This is a genomic window from Winogradskyella eximia (assembly GCF_003386165.1).
In the GTDB taxonomy this organism is placed as follows: domain Bacteria; phylum Bacteroidota; class Bacteroidia; order Flavobacteriales; family Flavobacteriaceae; genus Winogradskyella; species Winogradskyella eximia.
This window is the reverse complement of record NZ_QRDV01000010.1, coordinates 1-20,212: the sequence shown is the minus strand read 5'-3', so window position 1 is coordinate 20,212 and position 20,212 is coordinate 1. Positions and strand designations below refer to the sequence as shown.

At 31.3% G+C, this 20,212-nt stretch carries 20 protein-coding genes; 13 read left to right on the top strand and 7 right to left on the bottom strand.

Translation table 11 applies throughout. The features are described from left to right. The first annotated feature begins 180 nt into the window (after window positions 1–180). From DFQ10_RS17085 to DFQ10_RS17045, 9 genes are all read left to right on the top strand, one after another. A complete protein-coding gene (locus tag DFQ10_RS17085) occupies window positions 181–1,020 on the top strand; it encodes a 1,4-dihydroxy-2-naphthoyl-CoA synthase (RefSeq protein WP_115818663.1) in 840 nt (279 codons plus the stop codon). 67 nt (window positions 1,021–1,087) lie between these two features. Next, window positions 1,088–1,993: a 1,4-dihydroxy-2-naphthoate octaprenyltransferase gene (menA, locus tag DFQ10_RS17080; RefSeq protein WP_115818662.1), complete on the top strand. Its 906-nt coding sequence runs from the start codon at window positions 1,088–1,090 to the stop codon at window positions 1,991–1,993. 37 nt (window positions 1,994–2,030) lie between these two features. Then, window positions 2,031–2,708, top strand: a complete 678-nt coding sequence (locus tag DFQ10_RS17075; RefSeq protein ID WP_115818661.1) for a metal-dependent hydrolase — start codon at window positions 2,031–2,033, stop codon at window positions 2,706–2,708. 50 nt (window positions 2,709–2,758) lie between these two features. Then, window positions 2,759–3,583 carry an alpha/beta hydrolase gene (locus DFQ10_RS17070; protein WP_115818660.1) on the top strand — a complete coding sequence of 275 codons (825 nt, stop codon included), beginning with the start codon at window positions 2,759–2,761 and terminating at the stop codon, window positions 3,581–3,583. Window positions 3,584–3,662: 79 nt separating this feature from the next. Next, entirely contained in the window at window positions 3,663–5,639 is a 1,977-nt protein-coding gene (locus DFQ10_RS17065) for a YgiQ family radical SAM protein (protein ID WP_115818659.1), read from the top strand. A gap of 79 nt (window positions 5,640–5,718) precedes the next feature. Next, window positions 5,719–6,753, top strand: a complete 1,035-nt coding sequence (locus DFQ10_RS17060) for an o-succinylbenzoate synthase (RefSeq protein WP_115818658.1) — start codon at window positions 5,719–5,721, stop codon at window positions 6,751–6,753. A 2-nt stretch (window positions 6,754–6,755) separates the two neighbouring features. Then, complete coding sequence (locus DFQ10_RS17055) at window positions 6,756–7,688, top strand: CPBP family intramembrane glutamic endopeptidase (protein ID WP_115818657.1); 933 nt, start codon at window positions 6,756–6,758, stop codon at window positions 7,686–7,688. A 4-nt stretch (window positions 7,689–7,692) separates the two neighbouring features. After that, window positions 7,693–8,778 (top strand): AMP-binding protein, encoded by a 1,086-nt coding sequence (locus DFQ10_RS17050; RefSeq protein ID WP_115818656.1) that lies wholly within the window; start codon window positions 7,693–7,695, stop codon window positions 8,776–8,778. A gap of 86 nt (window positions 8,779–8,864) precedes the next feature. After that, window positions 8,865–10,967, top strand: coding sequence for a VWA domain-containing protein (locus DFQ10_RS17045; RefSeq protein WP_115818655.1), 2,103 nt, complete (start codon window positions 8,865–8,867; stop codon window positions 10,965–10,967). A gap of 69 nt (window positions 10,968–11,036) precedes the next feature. On the opposite strand, the gene DFQ10_RS17040 is transcribed toward DFQ10_RS17045, so the two are convergent. The 3 genes from DFQ10_RS17040 to DFQ10_RS17030 all read right to left on the bottom strand — a co-directional run bounded on the left by DFQ10_RS17040 (window position 11,037) and on the right by DFQ10_RS17030 (window position 13,444). Further along, window positions 11,037–11,894 carry an OmpA/MotB family protein gene (locus DFQ10_RS17040; RefSeq protein ID WP_115818654.1) on the bottom strand — a complete coding sequence of 286 codons (858 nt, stop codon included), beginning with the start codon at window positions 11,892–11,894 and terminating at the stop codon, window positions 11,037–11,039. A gap of 104 nt (window positions 11,895–11,998) precedes the next feature. Next, window positions 11,999–12,991 carry a glycosyltransferase family 2 protein gene (locus DFQ10_RS17035; RefSeq protein WP_115818653.1) on the bottom strand — a complete coding sequence of 331 codons (993 nt, stop codon included), beginning with the start codon at window positions 12,989–12,991 and terminating at the stop codon, window positions 11,999–12,001. Beyond that, window positions 12,992–13,444 carry a type I restriction enzyme HsdR N-terminal domain-containing protein gene (locus DFQ10_RS17030; RefSeq protein ID WP_115818652.1) on the bottom strand — a complete coding sequence of 151 codons (453 nt, stop codon included), beginning with the start codon at window positions 13,442–13,444 and terminating at the stop codon, window positions 12,992–12,994. It lies immediately after the preceding gene. Window positions 13,445–13,580: 136 nt separating this feature from the next. On the opposite strand from DFQ10_RS17030, the gene holA reads away from it, so the two are divergent. Then, window positions 13,581–14,585, top strand: coding sequence for a DNA polymerase III subunit delta (gene holA, locus DFQ10_RS17025; RefSeq protein WP_115818651.1), 1,005 nt, complete (start codon window positions 13,581–13,583; stop codon window positions 14,583–14,585). 40 nt (window positions 14,586–14,625) lie between these two features. Here holA and DFQ10_RS17020 read toward each other — a convergent pair whose 3' ends face one another. Continuing rightward, a complete protein-coding gene (locus DFQ10_RS17020; RefSeq protein ID WP_115818650.1) occupies window positions 14,626–15,309 on the bottom strand; it encodes a DUF6891 domain-containing protein in 684 nt (227 codons plus the stop codon). 301 nt (window positions 15,310–15,610) lie between these two features. On the opposite strand from DFQ10_RS17020, the gene DFQ10_RS17015 reads away from it, so the two are divergent. From DFQ10_RS17015 to DFQ10_RS17005, 3 genes are all read left to right on the top strand, one after another. Further along, window positions 15,611–16,087: an Hsp20/alpha crystallin family protein gene (locus tag DFQ10_RS17015; protein ID WP_115818784.1), complete on the top strand. Its 477-nt coding sequence runs from the start codon at window positions 15,611–15,613 to the stop codon at window positions 16,085–16,087. 94 nt (window positions 16,088–16,181) lie between these two features. After that, entirely contained in the window at window positions 16,182–16,412 is a 231-nt protein-coding gene (locus DFQ10_RS17010; RefSeq protein ID WP_115818783.1) for a hypothetical protein, read from the top strand. A gap of 29 nt (window positions 16,413–16,441) precedes the next feature. Beyond that, window positions 16,442–16,933: a hypothetical protein gene (locus DFQ10_RS17005; RefSeq protein WP_147299242.1), complete on the top strand. Its 492-nt coding sequence runs from the start codon at window positions 16,442–16,444 to the stop codon at window positions 16,931–16,933. Between the two features lie 143 nt (window positions 16,934–17,076). Here the strand turns inward: DFQ10_RS17005 and DFQ10_RS17000 are convergent, their stop codons facing one another. The 3 genes from DFQ10_RS17000 to DFQ10_RS16990 all read right to left on the bottom strand — a co-directional run bounded on the left by DFQ10_RS17000 (window position 17,077) and on the right by DFQ10_RS16990 (window position 19,945). Continuing rightward, the gene (locus DFQ10_RS17000; protein ID WP_115818648.1) at window positions 17,077–17,925 is read right to left on the bottom strand and encodes a hypothetical protein; all 849 of its coding nucleotides are present in this window, start codon (window positions 17,923–17,925) and stop codon (window positions 17,077–17,079) included. A gap of 175 nt (window positions 17,926–18,100) precedes the next feature. After that, window positions 18,101–19,018 (bottom strand): helix-turn-helix domain-containing protein, encoded by a 918-nt coding sequence (locus DFQ10_RS16995; RefSeq protein WP_115818782.1) that lies wholly within the window; start codon window positions 19,016–19,018, stop codon window positions 18,101–18,103. A 60-nt stretch (window positions 19,019–19,078) separates the two neighbouring features. Next, window positions 19,079–19,945, bottom strand: a complete 867-nt coding sequence (locus tag DFQ10_RS16990; RefSeq protein WP_115818647.1) for an oxidoreductase — start codon at window positions 19,943–19,945, stop codon at window positions 19,079–19,081. Between the last annotated feature and the right edge of the window lie 267 nt (window positions 19,946–20,212).

Here is a 20,212-nt window from a genome sequence, read left to right as displayed (position 1 = left end):
TTTAAATTCACTAAATTATTGGTCTTAAAACAAGTAGACCTATTATTAGACACATTATTTTTGGGTTAGTCACATGAAAATGATAATGAGATAGTTATACGTTTTAGAGTTAATGTTTAGATGTTTTATTTCTAAAAAGTAATTTAAAAATCTGTATTTTTGTTAGCTAAATTTATGAGAATGAACGAACCAAAATGGATAACAGCCAAAACCTATGAAGACATCACTTATATGAAGTCTAATGGTGTCGCTAGGATAGCATTTAATAGACCAGATATAAGAAATGCATTTAGACCAAAAACAACATCAGAATTATACGATGCATTTTACGATGCAGGCGAAGATGTAAATATTGGAGTTGTGCTTTTAAGTGCAGAAGGGCCTTCTACTAAAGATGGAATTTGGAGTTTTTGTTCTGGTGGAGACCAAAAAGCAAGAGGCCACCAAGGTTATGTAGGTGAAGATGGTTACCATCGTTTAAATATTTTAGAAGTTCAACGTCTTATTCGTTTTATGCCAAAAGCGGTTATTGCAGTTGTACCAGGTTGGGCTGTTGGTGGAGGACATAGTTTACACGTGGTTTGTGATTTAACTTTAGCGAGTAAAGAGCATGCAATTTTTAAACAAACGGATGCAGATGTTACCAGTTTTGATGGCGGTTATGGTTCTGCCTATTTAGCTAAAATGGTGGGTCAGAAAAAAGCAAGAGAAATATTTTTCTTAGGAAGAAATTACTCTGCTCAAGAAGCTTTTGACATGGGAATGGTAAATGCTGTTATACCTCATGAAGAATTAGAATCTACAGCTTATGAATGGGCTCAAGAAATATTAGCAAAATCACCAACATCTATTAAAATGTTGAAGTTTGCTATGAATCTTACAGATGATGGTATGGTGGGTCAGCAGGTATTTGCAGGTGAAGCCACACGATTGGCTTATATGACTGATGAAGCCAAAGAGGGACGAGATGCCTTTTTAGAAAAAAGAAAGCCTAATTTTCCTAAAAAATGGATTCCATAATCTAAAACTCTTTCATATTTTTTTAGCAAATAGAAAAAGCATCAAATAGTACTTTAATTAAGTTTAAATGAAGAAAATTAAACCGTGGCTTTCTGCCATGCGCTTAAGAACATTACCACTTTCTGTATCCGGAATAATTCTAGGAAGTTGTTTTGCTTATTACAATGGTCATTTTAATTTGTGGGTTTTAGTATTGGCTATATTAACCACAATTAGCCTACAAGTATTATCTAATTTAGCCAATGATTATGGTGATGGAGTAAAGGGAACAGACAATGAAGAGCGTGTTGGTCCTCAGCGAGCAATACAAAGTGGTGAGATTACACCAGAAGAAATGTATGAAGCCATAAAGCTTAATGTGCTAATTATTATTGCTTTTACATTGGCGTTATTATGGACAGCTTTTGGAACAGGTAATTTTTTATACATATTGCTTTTTATAGTGCTTGGAGGTTTTTCAATATTTGCGGCTTTAAATTATACCATGGGAGATTCGCCTTATGGTTATCGTGCATTAGGTGATTTATTTGTTTTTATATTTTTTGGATTAGTTAGTACTATGGGAAGTTACTTTCTTTACATGCATACTTTAGATCATGTCATTATTCTTCCGGCAATAGCATTAGGTCTTCTTAGTGTAGGTGTTTTAAATTTAAACAATATGCGAGATATCCAATCCGATACTAATGCCGGGAAAATAACATTAGCAGTTAAATTAGGCTTAGTACGTGCTAAAAAATATCATTTCGCTCTTATCATTATTGCGATGATAATTACTGTAATATTCTCAATATTATATTATGTAGAGCCATACAATTTTATGTATATCATTGCTTTTATATCTTTAATAATTCATGTTAAAAAGATAAAAGCAGCTGTAGAACCTAATGATTTTGATAATCAGTTAAAGGTTTTAGCACTTTCAACTTTTCTGTTTGCACTCCTTTTAGGAGTTGGTTATATTTTGTATTAATTTTAAACATTGTTATTCCTTTTTAAAATTTTAAAACATGAAGATTACATTCTACGGCCATGCCAGTTTAGGTATTCAAATTAAAGATATTTATATTTTAGTCGATCCTTTTATTACAGGAAACGAAAAAGCTTCTGGTATTGATATCAATACACTAAAGGCCGATTATATTTTGGTGACACATGCACATCAAGATCATATTTTAGATGTTGAAGTTATTGCTAAGCGCACAGGAGCTGTTATTGTATCTAATTATGAGATTGTAACTTATTTCCAAAATAAAGATTTAGAAGGTCATCCAATGAATCATGGTGGTTCTTGGGATTTTGAATTCGGGAATCTTAAATACGTTAATGCTATACACACATCTTCATTTCCTGATGGTAGTTATGGTGGTCAACCTGGCGGATTTATTATTGAAGGTGAACATAAAACCATCTACATTGCTGGAGATACGGCTTTAACCATGGATATGAAGCTCATTCCAATGCAAACCGAACTCGATTTAGCCATTTTACCTATTGGAGATAATTTTACGATGGGAATCGATGATGCTATCCTTGCAAGTGATTTTATAGCATGCGACAAGATCTTAGGCTATCACTTTGATACCTTTGGTTATATTGAAATTAATCATGACGAAGCCAAACGTAAATTTTTCGATAAAGGAAAAGATTTAATGTTGTTAGAAATAGGTGAGAGTATGGAACTATAGTTTTTAACGAAGTCGTAACAATTAGTTATTAATCCATCAAAAATTAAAAAATGAATAGAAGTTTAGCCGTTTTAGTATTCGCTATCATTATGCTGAGTTGTAAACAAGATGCACAATATAATGACCCAATTCCAGTACATGATAACTTTACTATTGAATCTAATCTTCTAGAAGAAACGAGAGTTATAAACGTATGGACACCTCCAAATTATAAAACAAATAATGAGGCTTTGCCAGTTATGTATATGCCAGATGGAGGAGTAGTTCAAGAAGATTTTCCTCATATAGCAAATACAATTGCTAAATTAGTTGAGAGCAAAGAAATTGCTCCTATGATTCTCGTTGGTATTGAAAACATAGATAGACGTAAAGATTTATCAGGATTTTCTGAAGTTAAGGAAGATGAAGAATATTGTCCATTGACAGATGGAGCAAAAACATTTAGAGCTTTTATTACAGACGAGTTAATGCCTGAAATAAATAAAAGATATAAAACAACTAATAAGAAAGGTATAATTGGAGAATCTTTAGCAGGACTTTTTGTTATTGAAACCTTTTTTGTAGACCCTAATATTTTTGATTTTTATATAGCTATGGATCCTTCCTTATGGTGGAATAACCATTATTTAGAACGCAATGCAAAAAAGTATTTGGAAAACGAACCATCTAAAACAACTAAACTTTGGTTTGCGGGTTCAGATGCTAAAGATATTTCTACTCATACAAATAGCCTTGCTAAAACATTAAGAAAGAGTGCGTCAAGTAAATTAATTTGGAAATATTCTGATGAGCCAAATGAACAGCATAACACCATTTTTAGAGCAACGAAAGAGAAAGCTTTAATTTGGACTTTAAATGTTAATGCTACCAAATAAGTAATTTATCGATTAAAATATCGTTCAGTTATTTCACTATAAATTTGTAAAACGAATTTAAGCGTATCTTTGCAGCACTATGAAAATTAATAAACTTACAGATTGGTTACCTACTACTAACAAAGAAGTGAAACTTCGCGGTTGGGAAGAGCTAGATGTTATACTGTTTAGTGGTGACGCTTATGTAGATCATCCATCTTTTGGACCAGCAGTTATTGGTCGTATTTTAGAAAGTTATGGACTAAAGGTTGCTATAGTGCCACAGCCTAGCGTAAACGATAATCTGCAAGATTTTACGAAGCTTGGAACACCAAAATTATTTTTTGGAGTCACAGGTGGTTGTATGGACCCAATGGTGAGCAATTATACAGCAAGTAAAAAACGTAGAGATAAAGATGCCTATACACCAAATGGTGATAAAGGATTTAGACCAGATTATGCGACTTCTGTTTATTCAAATATTTTAAAAGAGAAATTTCCAGACGTCCCTGTTTTAATAGGTGGAATTGAAGCCTCATTGCGTCGTGTTACACATTATGACTATTGGAGTGATAAACTAATGCCTAGCATTTTAGAAACCTCTAAAGCAGATATGTTGGTCTATGGCATGGGTGAACAACCCTTGAGAGAAGTTGTAGAATTATTGCAAAAAGGAGTGCCATTCTCAAGTTTAAAAACAATTAAACAAACTGCCTTTTTATTAGATAAAGATGAAGCGCTTCCAAAGAATAAAAATTGGAATGATGTAGAGATTCAATCTCATGAAGTTTGTTTGAGTGATAAAAAGAAATTTGCGTCTAATTTTAAAGTAATTGAGCAAGAATCTAATAAGTTAAATGCAAATAGAATTTTACAAAGTATAAATAATAGGAAATTGGTAATTAATCCACCGTTTCCCACTATGCTTGAAGAAGAAATTGATGCCTCTTTCGATTTACCTTACACAAGATTACCGCATCCAAAATATAATAAGCGTGGACCAATTCCTGCGTTCGAAATGATTAAGTTTTCAATTAACATACATCGTGGATGTTTTGGAGGTTGTAGTTTTTGTACTATTTCTGCTCATCAAGGAAAATTTATAGCTAGTCGTAGTCAAGAATCCGTTTTAAGAGAGGTTGATAAAGTGGCAAATATGCCAGATTTTAAAGGTTATTTGTCAGATATTGGAGGACCATCAGCCAATATGTATAAGATGAAAGGGAAAGTGCAATCTATTTGCGATAAATGCGTGGCACCTTCATGTATTTCGCCTGTAATTTGTAGTAATTTAGATACGTCTCACAAACCTTTAACCGAATTATATCAGGCTGTAGATAAGCATCCTAAAATTAAAAAATCATTTATTGGTAGTGGTATTAGACATGATATGTTAGTGCCAGAATTTAATAAAAATGCGGACCCTAAAGAATTAGATGATTACACGGAAGAAGTGATGACTAAGCATATATCTGGACGTTTAAAAGTAGCACCAGAACATACTTCTGATCCTGTTTTAAAGCTAATGCGTAAACCATCATTTAAGTATTTTCATAAGTTTAAAGAACGTTTCGATAAAATCAATATTAAGAAGAATCTGAATCTTCAATTGATTCCTTACTTTATTTCAAATCATCCTGCTTGCGAAGTAGAGGATATGGCAAATCTTGCAGCTGAAACTAAAGATATGGGCTTTCAGTTAGAACAAGTACAAGGATTTACACCTACACCAATGACGGTTGCTACTGTGATTTATTACAGTGGTTATCATCCATACACCTTAAAACCTACTAAAACACCGAAGTCTAAGAAGGAAAAAGAAGAGCAACACCGATTCTTCTTTTGGTATAAAAAGGAAAATAAAGATTGGATTAAAAAAACCTTAAATAAAGTAGGTAGAAAAGATTTAGTAGAACGCTTATTACCAGAAGATAAAAAAGATAATAAAGGCTGGAAAAGTGTGAATCTTAGAGAGGTGAAAAATACATTTGATGATGCGGTTCCTGCTACTTCATCAAATTATTCAAATAGTTCTAGTAGAAAAAAGAAGCATAGATCTAAAAAAAAACGTCGTTAGTAGTAATAATATGTGTTAAAAGAACTGTATCTAACCTCATAATGTAAACCGCAATTATTATCTGTTTTTGGCGCCTTGTATGAAAGCAAATTATCATAAATATATTCTTAATTTTAAACAACCAAGTGGCACATCTAGAGGTGTAATGACCACTAAGGAAACATGGTTTATTAAATTAGAAAACGAAAATAAAAAGGGAGTAGGTGAGTGTGGTATTTTAAGAGGCTTATCTATTGACGATAGGCCAGATTATGAAGCGAAATTAAAATGGACTTGCAATAATATAAATCTAGGTTTAGATGTATTGCTAGCAGAACTTGTGGAGTTTCCAAGTATTCAATTTGGCTTAGAAACTGCTTTTAAATCTTTAAATAGCGTAGATCAGTTTCAATTATTTCCTTCAGATTTTACTAATGGCAAAGATGCTATTCCTATTAACGGTTTGGTTTGGATGGGTGATGAAGATTTTATGCGTACTCAAATCAAAGAAAAAATTAATGGAGGTTTTGATTGTATTAAATTAAAAATTGGTGCGATAGACTTTCAAACGGAACTCGATATTTTAAAATCTATACGTAAAGAATTTTCTGTTTCAGATATAGAATTACGGGTCGATGCTAATGGAGCTTTTTCACCTGAAGACGCTTTAGAAAAATTAAAACGACTTTCAGAATATCAGTTACATTCCATAGAACAGCCCATAAAGCCAAATCAATTTGACGTTATGGCAAAGCTATGTGAAATTACACCATTGCCAATTGCCCTCGATGAGGAATTGATTGGCGTTTTTTCTAAAGAGAAGAAGCAAAAATTACTTCAAATATTAAAACCACAGTATATTATTTTAAAACCAAGTTTGGTTGGCGGATTCAGTGGAAGTACAGAATGGATTAATTTTGCGGAAAACTTAAACATTAAGTGGTGGATTACAAGTGCACTAGAAAGTAATATTGGCTTAAATGCTATAGCACAATGGACTTATACATTGGAAAATAAAATGCCACAAGGTTTAGGGACCGGAAGTTTATTTACTAACAATTTTCTTTCGCCACTAAAAGTAAAAAATGGTACTTTGCACTACGATTTATTAGAGAATTGGAAATTTAATTTATAAGCATGAATTACATACAACAAGCTTACAAAGGGCAACGCGAACTTTGGATGTTTATATTGACTACTTTTTTAATTGCAGGTATATTTATTGGCAATTTTATTTATTATTTAATAGCTGATCCTGCAGATTTGGATATGGCTTACGAATTAATGAAGAAGATTCCGGCAAATATTTCTTTAGTAATGAATCTTTTGCCTTTTGCCTTTTTATTAGGACTCTTGTTTGTTTTGGTAAAATATGTTCACCAGCGCAGTATATTATCATTAACAACAACGCGATCAAAAGTAGATTTTAAACGTGTATTGTTTTCCTTTTTAATGATTTCGTTTTATACAATCGGTTCTTTTTTTGTAATGTATTCAATAGATTCATCAAATATTATATTTCAGTTTAATCCTGTTAAATTTGCGGTGCTTTTTATAATTAGTATTCTATTATTTCCTTTTCAAATAGCATTAGAAGAATATTTGTTTAGGGGATATTTAATGCAACAAGTGGGCATTTTAGTAAAGAATAAATGGTTTCCATTAATTTTAACTTCAGTTTTATTTGGTATTGCCCATAGTGCAAATCCAGAGGTAGCAGCAATAGGATTTTGGCAAATGATGATTTTCTATATTGGTACAGGCTTGCTGTTAGGTATTATGACATTAATGGATGAAGGGTTAGAATTAGCTTTAGGTTTTCATTTAGGTAATAATCTTTTAGCTTCTTTATTGGTGACAGCAGATTGGACAGCTTTGCAAACCGATGCCATTTTTAAAGATACTTCTGAGCCCGAATTAGGCGCAATTCAAATTATATTACCAGTACTTATTGTTTATCCTTTAATGTTATTCATCCTTTCAAAAAAATATGGATGGAGCAATTGGAAAGATAAATTATTTGGAAAAGTAACAGAGCCACCAAAAGAAGATTATAAAATAATAGAGTAGTAATATGACACCAACATACGACAAAGTACATAATCGTTTTAAGTTTAATGGACTTCATTTTAATCATGATGAATTAAAGGAAGTAGCTTATAGTTTAATAAAAGAAGGCAAAGCCTACGAAAAAGTAACAGGCGATTTTTTAATCGATTGGTTAAATAAAGAAGATCATTTGTATGTTACAACTTCTGGATCTACTGGGAAACCAAAGCAAATAAAATTAAAGAAACAAGCGATGGTTAATTCTGCTATTGCAACAGGTAATTTCTTTGGTTTAGAGCCAGGAAATACGGCTTTACATTGTTTGCCGAGTCATTTTATTGCAGGTAAAATGATGTTTATACGTGCTTTAGTTTTGGGTTTAGAAATAGACTTTGTTGAGCCAGCTGCTTATCCTGCTTTCGATTATGAGAAAACGTATGATTTCTGTGCTATGATTCCATTGCAATTAAAGCATTCTATTAATTATATTCATAATATAAAAACCATTATTGTTGGTGGATCTAAAGTAACAAAACCTTTAATAGAAAAAATTAAAGAGTGTGATGCTAAGTTCTATGAAACATATGGTATGACTGAAACCGTAACGCATGTTGCCGTAAGAGCTTTAGAATCTAAATCAGGAAAAAGAGAGCAGTTTTTTAATGCCTTAGAGCATGTAACTTTTGCTCAAGACGATAGAAAATGTTTAGTGATTAAGGCGCCAAAATTAGTTAAAGAGACACTAATTACTAATGATATAGTAGAATTAAAATCTGCTACAAGTTTTGAACTATTAGGTCGTTTTGATAATGTTGTCAATTCTGGAGGTGTAAAATTATTTCCAGAACAAATTGAAGATAAGTTACAACCCGTTATTAAACAACGTTTTATTATTGGAGGCGAAGAGGATGCTACTCTTGGAGAAAAACTAATTCTTATAGTTGAAAATCCAACAGATTCTACTTCTGATATTCTCAAGGTAATACAGGACTTAAAGACATTAAATAAATTTGAAATTCCAAAGAAAATCTATACAATAGATAAATTTTCTGAAACAGTAAATGGTAAAATTCAACGTAAAAAAACGATTAAAGTAGTTTTAGGTCGTTAACTCATTCAACGACATGCTTTACTCATTATAGATTTTAAATCATAGTATTTGTTTATAGGTTTACACAAACTTATAAATCAACTATTATGAAAAATCTAGTACTTATGCTATGTCTTGTATTGTCGTCTTGGCAGATACAGGCTCAAGAAAAAACTATTACAGGAACTGTAACCGCAGATTTTGACGGTATACCATTACAAGGAGTCAATGTAATTATTAAAGGCACTTCTCAAGGGACTTTAACCAATCTAGAAGGTAAATATTCTATAAAGGTTAGTGCAGACGATGTTTTACTATTTAGCTACTTAGGATATAAAAAAATATCTAAAAAAGTTAATGATGCCTTAGTCATTGATGTGATAATGCAAATTGATAATTCTACTTTAGACGAGGTGGTAACAGTTGGCTATGGTACTCATAATCGAAGGATTTCAACAGGTTCTGTTTCAGTTGTTAATTCCGAAAAAACAAAAACTAAGAAAAAAGATAATTATTCTCAAATTTTATCAGGGCAAGCAGCAGGAGTAAATGTAGCTACTGGTTCTGGTCAGCCAGGTCAGAGCGCCACAATTATCATTCGAGGCAGAAATTCACTTACTAAAGATGTTGAGCCATTATTCATTATAGATGGTGTACCAGTAGATGAAGCAAATTTCCGAAGTTTAAAAAAAAGAGATATTGCTAAAATGTCTGTTTTAAAAGATGCTGGTGCGACTTCTATTTACGGTAACAGAGGTGCTGGAGGTGTAATACTAATTACCACAAAAAAAGGAAATCACAATCCTGTTAATCAAGAACACTACGCTAAAATTCATGAAAATCCATTTAAGTATTCAAGTCAAACTCCATTATCTACATTTTCAATTGATGTAGATAAAGCAAGTTATTCTAACGTAAGACGCATGATTAATAATGGAGAAACTGTTCCGCCAAATGCGGTGAAACTTGAAGAAATGGTGAATTATTTTAACTATAATTATCCACAACCTATAGATGAGCATCCGTTTTCTATAAATACAGAAGTTGTAGAAACACCTTGGTATAAAGAAACACAATTGGTTAGAATAGGTCTTCAGGGAAAAACATATGCTAATGATATCCTTCCTGCTTCCAATTTAACTTTTTTAATAGATGTATCTGGCTCCATGGGTTCTCAGAATAAATTACCACTGCTAAAAAGTGCTTTTAAACTATTGGTAAATCAATTGCGCGAAAAAGATAAAGTATCCATAGTAGTCTATGCTGGTGCTGCAGGTGTGGTTTTAGAACCAACTTCTGGGGACCAAAAAGAGAAAATATTAGAAGCTTTAGATCATTTAAATTCAGGAGGTTCTACAGCTGGAGGTGCAGGAATTAAATTGGCCTATAAACTAGCTGAAAAGCATTTTAAAAATAATGGAAACAACCGTGTGATTTTAGCAACCGATGGCGATTTTAACGTAGGTGCTTCAAGTGACGATGATATGCAATCTTTAATAGAAGAGAAACGTAAATCTGGTGTGTTTTTATCCGTTTTAGGCTTTGGTTATGGTAATTATAAAGATTCAAAATTAGAAACCTTAGCAGATAAAGGCAACGGAAACCATGCTTATATTGATAATATGCAAGAAGCACAGAAAGTCTTTGGAAAAGAATTTGGTGGAACACTTTATACAATTGCTAAGGATGTAAAAATTCAAGTAGAATTTAATCCTAAAAAAGTACAAGCTTATCGCCTTATTGGTTATGAAAATAGATTAATGGCTGACGCCGATTTTGTTGATGACACCAAAGATGCTGGTGAATTAGGTAGTGGACATACAGTAACTGCTTTATATGAAATTATTCCGCTTGGTATTAAAAGTGATTATCTAAAAAATAAACCAGATTTGAAATACACAACATCAAAAGCTACAGAAAATTATGATGATGAACTATTTACTGTAAAGTTTAGATATAAAAAGCCAAAAGAAGATACTAGCATTGAAATGGTCCATATTCAGAAAGATACAATTACAGCAGCATCAATAGATAGTAATTTTACTGCAGCTGTGGCATTATTTGGTATGCAATTAAGAAATTCTAAATATTACAACAATGCAACGACAACTAAAGTCATTGAACTAGCTGAAAAAGGTAGAGGTAAAGATGTAGACGGTTACAGAGCAGAGTTTATTAGATTAGTGAAGTCTTATGATAATTTGAAGTAAAAAAATAATAACAAGTAAAAAACCCAATGCATTTGCATTGGGTTTTCTTATTTAAAAAATCTAAAAGGATTATTTTCCTTCAGATAAGTTTTTCATTTCATTTTCAACCATTTCGTAGAATTGGTCAATTTTAGGCATTACAACAATACGAGTACGTCTGTTTTTTGCTTTATTTTCCGCAGTATCATTTTCTACCAATGGTACATAAGAACTACGACCAGCAGCGATTAATTGTTGCGGATTAACATTTAAGCTTTCTAAAACTCTAACAACTGATGTTGCACGTTTTACACTTAAATCCCAGTTGTCTAATAATGGAGGTTTATTATAAGGTACGTTATCTGTATGAGATTCTACCATAGCTTCAAAGTCTGGTTTGCTATTAATAACTTTAGCCACTTTAGCTAAAATTTCATTAGCTCTAGTAGTTACGTTATAGCTTCCACTTTGAAATAATAATTTATCTGCGATAGAAATAAATACTACACCTTTTTCAACGTTAATTTCAATGTCTGGATCGTTAATACCTACAGCTTTCTTAAGACTGGTAACAATAGCAAGTGTAACGCTATCCTTTTTAGTTAAAGCGTCTTGCAATCTCGTAATTTTTAAATCACGTTCTTTTAAGCTCTCTAAAGACTTTTCAAGGTTTTCAGATCCTTTTTTAGTTAAAATAGTTAAATCTCCTTTGGTATCAATTAAATCTTGATTTGACTTTCTTAAATCAGCCAATTGATCTTTCATGGTTTCTACACGAGCCATAGAAGCAGCCTTATCAGATAGACAGCTATTTAATTTAACGGTCGCAGTATTTAGTAAATCTTGAGTTTCTTGATATTTTTCTTGTAGTGCAACATGCTCTTTCTTAGACACGCAAGATGCCAAAAATACCAATGAAAATACACTTAATAACATTAATTTTTTCATAATTGAATTTTAGTTTTAATTGTTAATTATAACATAGCAAAATTATGGAAAACTAAAGCGCGTTGAACATGGATTAACATAAATTTTAACAGTTTTACAAAGAATTAAAACTGAGTTCTTTTTTTTATAAAATAAGACCAAACAATTGAGTTGCATTCGTAATAATTTGAGCGTTGATTGAGTTGTTTACGCTGCTTTAAAAGATGAGGTAAATTGTAGTAAAAAGACATATGTGCCTTAAAGATGGCTACTAAAAATAAAGGTTTTAGCTGAAACAAAAAACGAATAGCAGCAACACCATCCAGTAGCATTCTAAACAAAATTTTGAAAACTAAATTAGAGTCTGTGTTTTTTACTAGTGTAAACAAACTATTTCTAAAATTGAGATAAGTTTTTTTTGGGTTAGTATTACTCAAAGTTGCACCACCTACATGATAAATGGTTGAGGTACCAACATATTTTGTTTTATAATTTTTATTAAATGCACGCCAACACAAATCAATCTCTTCTACATGTGCAAAATAAGATTCATCAAATCCCTTTAATTCTTTAAAAACTGAATTTTTAATAAATAAACATGCTCCAGATGCCCAAAATATAGTTGTAGTGTCGTTATATTGATTGTTATCTTCTTCAATAGTGTCAAAAATGCGTCCTCGACAATAAGGATACCCAAACTTATCTATAAAGCCACCAGCTGCACCAGCATATTCAAAATAAGATTTGTTTTTATAATCTAATATTTTAGGTTGAATAATGGCTGTATTAATATCACGATTAAATTCAGAAATAATAGGTTGAAGCCAATTTTCCGTCACCTCTATATCACTATTAAGTAAGCAGAGTAGAGGCTCGGTAACATGTTTAAGTGCATCATTATAACCTTTAGCATAGCCACCGTTTTCTGAATTCTGAATTATTTTTACTGTAGGAAATTGTTTTGTAACAAAAGCAACAGAATCATCAGTAGAACTATTATCAGCCATATAAATAACGGCATCAGCAGAATACTTTATAACAGAAGGAAGAAATTGCTCAAGTAATGCTTTTCCATTCCAGTTTAAAATTACAACAGCAAGATCTTTATTTTGAAGCATTTAATTAGATTTATAATCTGGAATCGTTTTTAAAAAAGAATAGCGTTCATTTTCCATATCCATTTCACAATAATAATGATTTAAACCATTAGTAACCATTAAATACGTTGCATTTAGTACTAAGTTATAACGTGCAATTTGATCGAAAGTGGTTTGGTCAATTTTTATATTGTGCGATTTACATTCTACAATTAAAAAAATACTTCCATCCGAATTAAAAATCACAATATCGTATCGTTTCTTTAATCCGTTTATAGTCAATTCTTTTTCAACATTAATCAATGATTTAGGGAATTTTTTGTCATTAATTAAATAATGAACACAATGTTGTCTTACCCATTCTTCAGGTTGAAGAATGATGAATTTTTTCCGAATGACATCAAAAATAGAAACTTTATTTTCTGTACTTTTGAAACGGTATTCAAACTTTGGAAAGTTGAGTTCTTGGAACACTTAAATAGCTAATTTTAGTCAAATTTAAGCACATAGACCCAATATCCAAAGAACAAATTTCAAATTCCAAATATTTAAATTCACTTTTAGAATTTGGTTCTGAAATTATGGTATTAACTTAGAACTTATATATTTTTTGGACGAAGTAAAACAATTAGTAGCTGCGATAAAAAAAGGCGACCTTAAACCTATCTATTTTTTAATGGGTGAGGAGGCTTATTATATTGATAAAGTTTCAGATTATATTGAAGACAACGTGCTCGACGAGGCTGAGAAGGGCTTTAACCAAATGGTATTATACGGAAGAGATGTAACCATCGATGATATTGTGAGCAATGCCAAGCGTTACCCAATGATGGCAGAACGCCAGGTTGTGATTGTAAAAGAAGCCCAAGATTTAAGCAGAACCATTGAAAAATTGGCACAATATGCTACTAATCCGCAACCTTCAACAGTTTTAGTTATTAATTATAAGTACAAAAAACTAGATAAACGAAAAGCTTTATATAAGGCCATTAATAAAGTTGGTGTAGTTTATGAAAGCAAAAAAATGTACGAAAACCAAGTCTCTGATTGGATTAGACGGGTTTTAGCAGGACAGAACTATAATATCTCACCAAAAGCAGCACAAATGTTAGTAGAGTTTTTGGGAACTGATTTAGGTAAAATTGATAATGAGCTCAGTAAGCTTAAAATTGTTTTACCAGAAGGCACACAAATTACTCCAGAGCATATTGAAGAAAATATTGGGATTAGTAAAGATTATAACAATTTTGAGTTACGCAAAGCTGTAGGACAACGTAATGTGGTAAAAGCGCATCAAATTGCTAAGTATTTTGCAGATAACCCTAAGGACAATCCTATGGTTGTTACGGTTTCACTGCTATTCGGTTTCTTTTCTCAATTATTGCATCTTCATGGTATGTCTGATAAAAACCCTAGAAGTGTGGCGTCTGCTTTAAAAGTGAATCCTTATTTTGTAAATGAGTATTTAGAAGCAGCCAGAAATTATCCAATGAAAAAAGTGAGTTATGTAATTGGCGTTTTACGTGAATTTGATGTAAAAAGTAAAGGTGTTGGATCTAATGCAGTGCCTCAAGGCGACTTGCTTAAAGAATTGTTAGTAAAGGTTTTAGGTTAGAAGTAATATAGCTTTAATTCTTTTGAAGATAGACAGTTATCTACCAAAATTTCCAGAAAGGTTTTCGCTTTCTATTCAGTATTGTATCATCTTCAATTGGTATGTTGGGTTGCAAAATATCTAAAACTCTAGAATAGTTATAATCTATATTATCAACCGTTTTTTGCCAATTTATGGCTGAAATTTGAATTCTAGTCTCTAATGAACCATTCCAATTAACTTTAAATCCATTAGTCTCTAAAGTCTTTACAATTTTATTGGCAACATCCATGGCGAGTTCATCATTATGGTTGTAGCTATCATAACCAATAAAAAGTGTTGGCTCATCTCCAATTGCTCTTTCTAAATCTTGGGTGTGATAATAGCAATATCCCAGTACTTTTATGCCGTTGTTATTTAGTTCTTCTATAATTTCAGCACAGTCACCTTCGCCATCTTGTCTGGTGTATCCTGCTTTATGAAGCGCAATAATTTTGTCTTTAATAAGGGAGTCAAAAGCAAGTACTAGTCGATCAAAATCTGTTGGTTTTGCCCAATTCAAACTTTCTTTTTGATGCTTTTTTAATCTTGTGTCAATTTCATCTTTAAGCCAATTTTCATCAAAATTTTCCTCATTATAAAACATATCACTTATAGTCTCTAATAAATCATTTGCATTGTAAAATCCAAAAAGAATTTCTTTTTCTAATTGTTCAATAACTTCATGTTTAATGTTTTGTATCATGATTTAGTATATTTTTTAATAAAAAATAAAGTCTGATTTATTTTTAATTGTAATCTTAATTTAGGCCAAGCTTTACTACCGTTTTTATAGTGATCTTTCTATCATAAAAATGTCAAGATGACACTTAATTAGTGAAAAATATGACAATTATTCTTAAATATGACAGAAATTTTAATGCTTATTAGGAATTTATGGTTTAAAAATATGAGTTATTAATTTTGGTATTTTTTTTGCAAACTTTAATAACGAAATCATCAAAGATTTCAAATTTGAAATAATGTTTAATTTAAATTTTTTAATTATGAGCAATTTAGTAAATGTTCCTAAAAACGGAAGTTTAGCAAACACAAATTCAAATGCAAATTTCCCAACTTTATCCACGTGGTTAGATGATATTTTTAATAGAGATCTCCCATCTGTATTTACTTCAAATTTTAATACAGGAATAACGCTGCCAAAAGTAAATATTAAGGAAACAGCGGACGCCTTTATAGTAGATATGGCAGTTCCTGGTTTAAATAAATCAGATTTTCATCTCGATCTTGATAATGAAATTTTATCGATTTCTTTAGAGACTAAAGAGGAAAGTGAAAAAAAGGACGAAAAATATACAAGAAGGGAGTTTGGTTATTCTTCGTTTAAAAGAACGTTCACTTTACCAGAAACGGTAAATGATGAAGATATTAATGCAACTTATAAAGATGGTATTTTAAGTATTCTTCTGCCAAAGAGAGAAGACGCAAAGAATAAGCCAGTAAGAAGCATCGAAATCAAATAATTGTACCACTTTTTATGAAAACACTAGTAACGAGGCTGATTTTTTCAGCCTTGTTGCTCTATGGTTTATAGTAATTGTTTAAATAGATATGGTTATGCCAAGAAAATTTAAACCTGGTGATTGGGTAAAAGTAAAAGGTAAAATTTCTGCACCAAAAATGGAAGTTCTGAGATACGTTCCCAAAAAAGATTCATTTTTTGGCTTGGTTAATAATGATAGTTATTTAGAATGTGTTTGGTATAAAAGTGGTGTACGAAATTTAGAAGTGATTCACCAAAATAAGTTAATAAAGCTGACTGAAACTGGTGGGTTGTTTAAAACATAATTTTTAAATAGTTTAACTTAAAACGTCAAATGATGAAAAAACAAATGTTATCATTAATGTTTGCTTTATTCTGTATTAGTTGCAACGGACAAGAAGGTAAAGCACAGAAAGAAGAATTAAAAAATTCAGAAAGTAATATTGTAGAAGAGCCTAAAGGCAGTTGGAAAGTTGATAAAGAATTTGATGAAAACGGAAACCTAATAAGGTACGATAGCATTTATTCGTGGTCTTCCGAAAGTAAGTTTGATAATTTATCACCTTCAGATAGAGATAGTATAATGCAAACTTTTAAATCAAGATTTTTTAGAAATTTTTCGCATTTTGAAAATGAAGGGTTTAATGATATTTTCTCTCAAGATTCACTTTTTAGCAAACGCTTTTTTAATGATGATTTTTTTGGAAGTAGTTTTGGAAAAGACTTTATGGATATTGACAAAGTACGACAACAAATGCTTGCAAGACAAAAGCAATTCTTAGAAAAGTACCAGTCAGAATTCATTAAACCTAAAGACGAAAACTAAATAGTTTTCGTCTTTTTTTCTTATGATTCTCTTGGTTTCTTGCATTAATGATAATTTGGCTCAGTTACTAATTTAGCTATTAGATCACTGATAGAATATGCGATAAGCAACTAATTTTACACGTTTGTTGTTTGCTGGTGTCATCACTTACACAATTCCTTATATTTTTTTATGGCAGGTGAAAAAGATTTAATATAAAATTCGGTCCATTTTTCTCTTTCAAATTCTAGTTTTTTTTCTTTGGATTTGAAACTTTTTTTACCCTTTTTTATTTCTTTTTGAAGTTTTTTGTAATCGTCTCTATTAATTTCACTTGTTTGGGAATAAAACTTTTTATCGAGCCAATTATGAAAAGTTGGGCAATTCCCAGAAACAAATTTGTACGAACTAACAATTCGTTCAATAAGTTTTTTTCGTGCAGAAAATATTTCGTTAAATCTCATATCGTATGGTGCAACCGCAAGATTATCTTTTGGATTATTTAGGTAGAAAATTGTAGTTGCATATTGTCCACTTGAATATAAATGGTATCCATATAAATTAATAGAATCTTTTTTGAAAACAGGTAAGAATATTGTGCGTTTAGTTTCATTAATTTTACCGTTAATGCTTCTTACAATTTGTAATCTCTTAAATTCGAGGTTTTTGTTGAGTTCATCGTCAAAAAAGTGGACCGTATCGATAGAGTCAGCAGGAATTAGTTGATATTGATCATCCTTGCTTTTTCTGAATTTTATTTGTTTACGATTTAGATTTAAGTCTTTTTCAAGTTCTTCTGTTGCTGACATTGTAAAGCTAAACGGGTTACCAACAATTTCAATAGTATTTGGTGATTTAAAATCTTGAACTTCACCAAGCAGAGTTTTGCCATTTGTTAATAAAACGCTCGCATTATCAAAATCAGTTTTTCCTAGTGTGATTTTAATATCTTGGCTTTGTGTTTTTTGAATCAAAAGTAATAGCCCTAGAATTATTAAAATTCTATTTTTCATAATAATTAAATTTATTGTTTTGTACTTGTACACAGCGGTTTTGTATATGGTTTGTTGCGTGGTTTAGCACGTAATTTAGCAAATAAAAACTGAATAGAAAATCCGCGAGGATTTTCGTCAGTAGGCTAGAACTTGCAATAAATTATATACGTTGTTGTGCGTTCGTTTTTTTTCTTCAATTGAATGAAGCTCTAAATTCCAATGGCGTTTGATTGGTCTTGGATTTAAATAATTTGTTGAATGATTGTGAATGTTCATAACCCAATTCATACGCAATTTCACTTACAGACAAATTTGTGGTAGATAACTTTATCTTGGCTTTTTCAATTAATTTATTGTGAATATGTTGTTGTGTTGTTTGTCCTGTTAAATTTTTTAGCATAGTACTTAAATAATCTGTTGTAAGATTTAAGTTTTGTGATACTTCTTGAACAGTAGGCAAGCCTTTGTCAAAAACACTATCTTCTTTAAAATATTCTTCCAATAGAATTTCCAATTTATCCAATATTTGGTGATTGGATTTTTTACGTGTCAAAAATTGACGCTGATAAAATCTCTCAGCATAGTTAAGTAATAATTCTAATTGACTTATTATGATTTGTTGACTGAACTGGTCTAGGTTCGCTTGATATTCGCTCTTTATATTTTGAAGTATTTCAAAGATTGTATTTTCTTCCTTTTCAGATAAAAAAAGCGCTTCCCGAACGGAATAATTCAAAAACGTATATTTTTTTATGTCTTTCGCTAGAGAAGTGCCAAATAGAAAATCAGGATGGATTGCTAAAATCCATCCTGAAGGTCTATTATTCAAATCTTCTTCTATCAATTGGACTGAAATTACTTGCTCTGGTGAAAAAAAAGTCATTAATCCCTCATCAAAATCATATGATTCTTGACCATAACGATATTTACCAACAACATTTCGTTTTACTGAAATCGTATAAAATTCTTGAACCCATTTTAATTCATTGTTTATAGGTGTTGGTTTTATTTCGCTATAATCTATCAGACTAATCAATGGATGTTTAGGTGAAGATATGTTGTTGAATCGATGAAGTTCGCTTATTGTTTTTAACCTTGTTGGAATAGGCATTTTTAATAGTATTAGGGTTATTAGCGCTTTTTTATCATACAATTTAGTTGTATAAACTATTTAAAAAGGAAAATCTGCTTTTGTTGTTTCTTTAGCCCAATCCCATAGCTTAGCATTTAAGGTTTCATCTAAAGCTGCTGCATCAATTTTTGCTATAGCTGGTTTTCCTTTTTGTTCATTATGACCATCTGGTCCCCAATATTGTCCTCCCTTTACATCTTCACGCAAGCAAGCGGCTAATGTAGGTTGAGCACCTTCTTTGGCAGTCATTAGTTCAAGTGACGCAAGCATATCCTTATCCATGTGTACTTGTAAATCTGTTTTACTAAATCCTGGGTGTGCAGCTAAAGATGTGATTTGACTCCCATTTAGTTTCAATCGTTTGTTAAATTCTAGCGCAAAAATGATATCTGCAAATTTGCTTTGTCCGTACTCTCTCCAATTATTATACTCTTTCTCTAATCGGAAATTATCAAAATCGATAGCAGCACCTCTATGAGCAATACTACTTAATGTGACAACTCTCGAACCCTTTGTTGATTCTAATAAATTAAAAAGATGACCCGTAAGGGCAAAATGACCAACGAAGTTTACTCCGAACTGAGTTTCAAAACCATCTTCAGTTTTTGATTGTGGTGGAATCATTATTCCTGCATTGTTAATCAACAAATCGAGACTTGATTCAGCTTGTATCACATTGTCCGCAAATGCTTTCACAGAACTCAAACTTGCCAAATCTAACTGTTCATAAACTAATTCGCCTGTTCCTCCGTTAATCTCCATTTTTTGGATAGCTTTAAGTGCTTTGTCTTGATTACGACAAGCAATATATACTTTTGCTCCTTTTTTGAACAAATCCAAGGCGGTTTCATATCCAATACCTGTGTTTGAACCTGTTACGATTGCTGTTTTACCTGATAAATTCATATTTTATTTTTTTAATTAAATAATGAGACAAATTTATCCGTGTTATTTATGATTAATGTATCCAAATCCTTTATAGTTGTAGCTGAAAATATTTCTTGTTTCGTGAGTTCTTTTAAAATATCTAGTCCTGAAATATGGATACAGGTTAAAATTGAATTTACGCTGATAATTGATATACCATATTAGGTGTTTTATAGTCTAAAGATAAATGTAATCTTATTTCGTTGTATAAATTAATTGCACTTTTTGCAGCTCTTTTAGCGTGTG

Coding starts and splice junctions, on each gene's coding strand:
- DFQ10_RS17070 (WP_115818660.1), top strand. CDS start 2,759: ATGAATAGAAGTTTAGCCGTTTTAGTATTCGCTATCATTATGCTGAGT.
- DFQ10_RS16995 (WP_115818782.1), bottom strand. CDS start 19,018: ATGCCTATTCCAACAAGGTTAAAAACAATAAGCGAACTTCATCGATTC.
- DFQ10_RS17000 (WP_115818648.1), bottom strand. CDS start 17,925: ATGAAAAATAGAATTTTAATAATTCTAGGGCTATTACTTTTGATTCAA.
- DFQ10_RS17065 (WP_115818659.1), top strand. CDS start 3,663: ATGAAAATTAATAAACTTACAGATTGGTTACCTACTACTAACAAAGAA.
- DFQ10_RS17055 (WP_115818657.1), top strand. CDS start 6,756: ATGAATTACATACAACAAGCTTACAAAGGGCAACGCGAACTTTGGATG.
- DFQ10_RS17020 (WP_115818650.1), bottom strand. CDS start 15,309: ATGATACAAAACATTAAACATGAAGTTATTGAACAATTAGAAAAAGAA.
- DFQ10_RS17045 (WP_115818655.1), top strand. CDS start 8,865: ATGAAAAATCTAGTACTTATGCTATGTCTTGTATTGTCGTCTTGGCAG.
- DFQ10_RS17005 (WP_147299242.1), top strand. CDS start 16,442: ATGATGAAAAAACAAATGTTATCATTAATGTTTGCTTTATTCTGTATT.
- DFQ10_RS17050 (WP_115818656.1), top strand. CDS start 7,693: ATGACACCAACATACGACAAAGTACATAATCGTTTTAAGTTTAATGGA.
- DFQ10_RS17035 (WP_115818653.1), bottom strand. CDS start 12,991: ATGCTTCAAAATAAAGATCTTGCTGTTGTAATTTTAAACTGGAATGGA.
- DFQ10_RS17015 (WP_115818784.1), top strand. CDS start 15,611: ATGAGCAATTTAGTAAATGTTCCTAAAAACGGAAGTTTAGCAAACACA.
- DFQ10_RS16990 (WP_115818647.1), bottom strand. CDS start 19,945: ATGAATTTATCAGGTAAAACAGCAATCGTAACAGGTTCAAACACAGGT.
- DFQ10_RS17075 (WP_115818661.1), top strand. CDS start 2,031: ATGAAGATTACATTCTACGGCCATGCCAGTTTAGGTATTCAAATTAAA.
- DFQ10_RS17040 (WP_115818654.1), bottom strand. CDS start 11,894: ATGAAAAAATTAATGTTATTAAGTGTATTTTCATTGGTATTTTTGGCA.
- DFQ10_RS17060 (WP_115818658.1), top strand. CDS start 5,719: ATGAAAGCAAATTATCATAAATATATTCTTAATTTTAAACAACCAAGT.
- menA (WP_115818662.1), top strand. CDS start 1,088: ATGAAGAAAATTAAACCGTGGCTTTCTGCCATGCGCTTAAGAACATTA.
- DFQ10_RS17085 (WP_115818663.1), top strand. CDS start 181: ATGAACGAACCAAAATGGATAACAGCCAAAACCTATGAAGACATCACT.
- DFQ10_RS17010 (WP_115818783.1), top strand. CDS start 16,182: ATGCCAAGAAAATTTAAACCTGGTGATTGGGTAAAAGTAAAAGGTAAA.